Origin of the sequence: Streptomyces sp. NPDC005728 (assembly GCF_040630895.1) — a bacterium.
Taxonomy (GTDB): Bacteria; Actinomycetota; Actinomycetes; order Streptomycetales; family Streptomycetaceae; genus Streptomyces.
Genome location: NZ_JBEXYL010000233.1, coordinates 1 through 4,317 on the forward strand (window position 1 = coordinate 1; position 4,317 = coordinate 4,317).

The following is a 4,317-nucleotide window of genomic DNA, read 5'->3' on the forward strand; positions in this document are numbered from 1 at the left end:
CCGGTGATGGTGAGGTTGTAGTAGACCTTGCGGACCGGCTTGGAGAACGCCCAGCCGTAGGCGAAGTTCATGAACGAGCCGTCGATGGTGTCCAGGAGCGACATGCCGGCCGCGAAGAGCACGGGCAGGCACAGGATCGCGTACCAGGGCAGGCCGGAGGCGGCGCCCGAACCGGCCGGGACCAGCAGGGCGATCTCCGTCGCCGTGTCGAAGCCGAGGCCGAACAGCAGGCCCAGCGGGTACATCTGCCACGGCTTGGTGATCGACCCGGTGACGCGGCCGAGGAGACGGTTCATGAAGCCGCGGTTGTTCAGCTGCGCCTCCAGGGCGGCCTCGTCGAAGTCGCCGGAGCGCATCCGGCGGAACACCTTCCAGATGCCGGCCAGGATGACGAGGTTGATGCCGGCGATGAGGTAGAGGAAGGTGCCCGAGACCGTCGTACCGATCAGGCCGGTGACCTCGTGCAGGTGCGAGTTGTCGTCGCGGACGGGCCCGGCCAGGGTCTTCATGCCGAGGGAGAGCAGCAGGGCCAGAGCGAAGACGATGCTGGAGTGGCCGAGCGAGAACCAGAAGCCGACCGACAGGGGCCGCTGCCCCTCCCCCATCAACTTGCGGGTGGTGTTGTCGATCGCGGCGATGTGGTCGGCGTCGAAGGCGTGCCGCATGCCCAGCGTGTACGCGGTCACGCCGATACCGATGCCGAACGATTCGGTGCCGAGGCTGAAGTGTTCGGGGGCGACGACACCGACCAGCGTGCCCCAGCCGATCACGTGCAGCGCGAGGACGAAGGCGGCCATCCCGCCGACCCTGGTCCACTCCTGCCGCGTCATCGAGCCGCGGACGCGGTGCCAGGCCGAGCGCGGGGCGTCGGCCTGGGCGGGGAGGGACGGAGCTGAACCAGGGGCGGCCGTCATCGGGAGGTTGATCCTTCGGTGGTGCGGGTGCGGCTGCACTCCGCAGCCTTGCGCCGTCCTCCCGCATCTGCAACTCATGTGCAGTAAAGACCGCGACAGGCCTTCCCCATGAGGAGGGAAAACCCGTCACGGGAGGTCAGACACTGCGCGCCGTCTCACAGGGCCTTGCGCCGGACCAGCAGCGTGAGCACCAGCAGGCCGGGGACCAGCGGCAGCCAGACGGTCAGCAGCCGATAGCCGAGCACGGCGGAGGCGGCCGTCGCGGCGGGGGCGCCGGACGCGGTCAGGGCGAGGCCGAGGGCTGCGTCCAGGCCGCCGAGGCCGCCCGGGGTGGGCAGCAGGGCGGCCGCGCTGCTGGCGGCGAGGTACAGCAGGGCCACCTGGAGGGACGGCAGGGGCAGTTCGACGGCCCGGGTGACGGCGATGAGCACCAGGGAGTGCAGGGCGGCGAAGGCCAGCGAACCGCCCCAGAGGGCGCCCGCGCGGGCCGGGCGGGCGTGCACGGCACGGATGTCGGCCAGGACGCTCGCCAGTGCGCGGCGGCAGCGCAGGCGCAGCGGCCCGGCCAGGAGCGCACCGAGCAGCACGGCCGCGCCGAGGACGGCGGCGACGGCGGCCCAGGAGACGTGCGGAGCGCGCAACAGGCTGGGGCAGAGCGGGGCGAGGGCCGCGATGAGGGCGAGGCGGACCGCGGCGCCGGCGGTGGCCTTGACGGCGAGCGCGCCCGCCGAGCGGCCCGCCGGCAGCCCGCAGCGCATCAGGAAGCGCAGGTTGACCGCGCCGGCGCCGAGCCCGGCGGGCAGCAGGTGGCCCGCGGCGGAGGCGGCGAACTGCGCGGCGAGCAGCCGCGGTCCGGGCAGCCGTCGGGCGACCGCGCCCTGCTGGGCGAGCGCCGAGGCCGCCCAGGTGCCCACGGCGGCCACCGCGCCGAGCAGCAGCCATCCGTGGTCGGCGACAGCCAGCCGCAGCGCCCCGGCCTCCACCACCGGCCAGTGCTGCCGGGCCGGGTAGGCGGCGCAGAGCAGGACGGCGAGGAAGACCGGCGTGTGCCAGTAGGCCCGGCGGCGGCCGGCGGCGAGGTCCATGGGTGGGGGCGTGAGCGGGCCGGCGGCCGGGCGGGCGGCGTCAGGTGCGGCCTCCGGTACGGCGTGCTGGGTCATCGACCGCCTCCCCCGCCTCTGCCACGGCGCCTGGTCATGAACCGGCCTCCGGTACGGCGTAGTAGAGGCGCAGCCCGTCGAGCGGCACGGACGGCCAGGGGCGGGCGTACCCGGGCGGCCGGGAGCCCGCGTGCACCAGGGTGGCCACCGGGGTGTGGCGCGCGGTGCGGGCGATGGCCTGTGCCGTGCTGTTGGCGTTGTGCCCGCTCGTCGCCGCCGAGGAACAGCCCGCGTAGAAAGCGACCGGGATGGCCTCATGTCCGGTGAGCAGGCACGGCGGGCGGACGCCGAGCCGGTGCAGGGCGGCAGCGGTGCGGGACCAGCCGCGGTGGTCGGCGGTGGTGCGGTCCGCCACGTGCACCAGGATCGTCAGCTGCACGGCCAGGTGGGCGGCGAGTCCGAGCGCCACCAGCATCGTGGCCACCGACGGCCCGGCGCGGCCCGGCGCGGTCGCCAGGTGGACGAGCGCGTCGGCCACGGGGATCGCGACCAGGGCATAGGCGGGGAGCAGGAAGCGGGGCGCCGCGTAGCCGATCATGAAGAGGTAGGGGAAGGCGGCCGTCGCCGCGCAGACGAGCGGGAGCAGGGTCGGCGTGGTGCGCCGGGCGCGGGCCGCGACCGCCAGGCCGAGTGCGGCCAGCAGCGGCAGCGCGAACCACCAGACGGTGAGCAGCGGGTGGGGCAGCGCTCCGGTGCACGGCCGGCACAGCGCCCGTCCGCCGAGGCTGCGCAGTTGGTCCACGACGGCGAGGTGCAGGCCGAGTCCGCCCTGGATGGCCGAGCCGTCCGACAGGCGGCGCGCGAGGCCGCCGTAGCCGACGTACGCCTCGATCACCCACTCGACGGCTCCGGCGGCGAGCCCGGCGAGGAGGACGAGCAGGGTGCGCCAGTGGCGGCGCGGCAGGCCGAGGGTAAGGAGCGGCAGGGCGGCCCAGACGGCGTCCGTGGGCCGCATCCAGGCCATGAGGGCCGCGCTCGCGGCCAGGCCGCACAGCGCGGCCCGGTCCGCACGGTCGGCGCGGGCGCGCAGGAAGCAGGCCACGGCGGCCAGGGCGCCTGCGGCCACCCAGTAGTTGGGCATGGCCTGGGGGCCGTAGAACAGGGTGACCCACAGGGAGGCGAAGAGGGCGCCGGCGAGGGCGAGCACGCGGACGGGGAACAGGCCGCGCCAGGCGCGCAGGGCCAGGAAGAGGGCGAGGCCGGACAGGAGGGCGAGGTAGACCCGCAGCAGCGCCGTCGACGAGGACCAGGCGGCGACGGGCGCGACGAGCAGGGAGACGCCCCGGGCGCGGGGGGCGCTGAAGAAGGCTGCGGGTGCGTGTCCGCTGACCTGACTGACGTAGACGGTCTCGTCCCAGCCGAGGCCCATGCCGGGCCCGACGAGGAGCAGTTGGGCCAGGGTGAAGGCGGCCGCCACGGCCGCGAGCGGCCAGGCGGCGCGGGCCCGACCGGTGCCGGCGGACGCCCGGCTCGCGTGCCCGCGCCGGGCCGCGCGGACTGTGGCGTGCGCGCTGCCGACCATGATCACCCCTCTGCCCCTACGGCTCGTAGGGCCGCATTTCACCCTACAGCCTGTAGGACTGAAGGCGGGAGGCGGGGAAAACACGGACAAACTAGCGCGGTTCACCGGCCCGTGCCGGGCGGACAGGGCCATCCGGCCCACGGCCCTACGCGCTGTAAGGTTGGGGCATGGCTGGCACAGGGTCCCGCGGCAGGGCGGAGCGGCGCAGCGCCGGGAAGCTGGAGAGCGAGGTGCTGGCCGCCCTCTGGGCCACGGAGCGGCCGCTGACCCCGGCGGAGATCCAGTCCGAGATCGGTGGCGGGCTCGCCTACAACACCGTGCACACCATCCTCAAACGCCTGTACGACAAGGGGCTGGTGCTGCGGGACGCGGACGGGCGGCGCGGCGCGTACCGTCCGGCGAAGAACGCGGCGGAGCTGACCGCCGAGGCCATGCACGAGGCCCTGGACCGCGGCCCCGACCCGATCGCCGCACTCCAGCAGTTCGTGACCGGCCTCAGCCCCGAGGAGGAGCGGGCCCTGCGCGAGCTGCTCGCCGGAGGCGGCGCATGAGGTTCGACGTGTACACCCCGCTGCTGCTGTCGCTGCTGCTGTCCGTCGTCGCCCCGGTGATCGGCGGCCGGGTGGCCCCGGCGCTCGCCGCACGCGTGCTGACGTCGGCGGCCGTGCTGACCGCGGCCGCCGCGACCTGGTCGCTGGTGCTGCTGACGGCCGCGCTGCTC

At 75.0% G+C, this 4,317-nt stretch carries 4 protein-coding genes; 1 reads left to right on the top strand and 3 read right to left on the bottom strand.

The window, feature by feature from the left end; genetic code table 11:
* From ABZ471_RS47900 to ABZ471_RS47910, 3 genes are all read right to left on the bottom strand, one after another.
* A partial coding sequence (locus tag ABZ471_RS47900; protein WP_359075447.1) for a HoxN/HupN/NixA family nickel/cobalt transporter occupies positions 1-914 on the bottom strand: 914 nt, incomplete at its 3' end.
* A 155-nt stretch (positions 915-1,069) separates the two neighbouring features.
* Positions 1,070-1,999: a lysylphosphatidylglycerol synthase domain-containing protein gene (locus ABZ471_RS47905; protein WP_359075450.1), complete on the bottom strand. Its 930-nt coding sequence runs from the start codon at positions 1,997-1,999 to the stop codon at positions 1,070-1,072.
* A 109-nt stretch (positions 2,000-2,108) separates the two neighbouring features.
* Positions 2,109-3,596 (bottom strand): hypothetical protein, encoded by a 1,488-nt coding sequence (locus ABZ471_RS47910; protein ID WP_359075448.1) that lies wholly within the window; start codon positions 3,594-3,596, stop codon positions 2,109-2,111.
* Between the two features lie 167 nt (positions 3,597-3,763).
* On the opposite strand from ABZ471_RS47910, the gene ABZ471_RS47915 reads away from it, so the two are divergent.
* Positions 3,764-4,147 carry a BlaI/MecI/CopY family transcriptional regulator gene (locus ABZ471_RS47915; protein WP_359075449.1) on the top strand — a complete coding sequence of 128 codons (384 nt, stop codon included), beginning with the start codon at positions 3,764-3,766 and terminating at the stop codon, positions 4,145-4,147.
* The last annotated feature ends 170 nt before the right edge of the window (positions 4,148-4,317 follow it).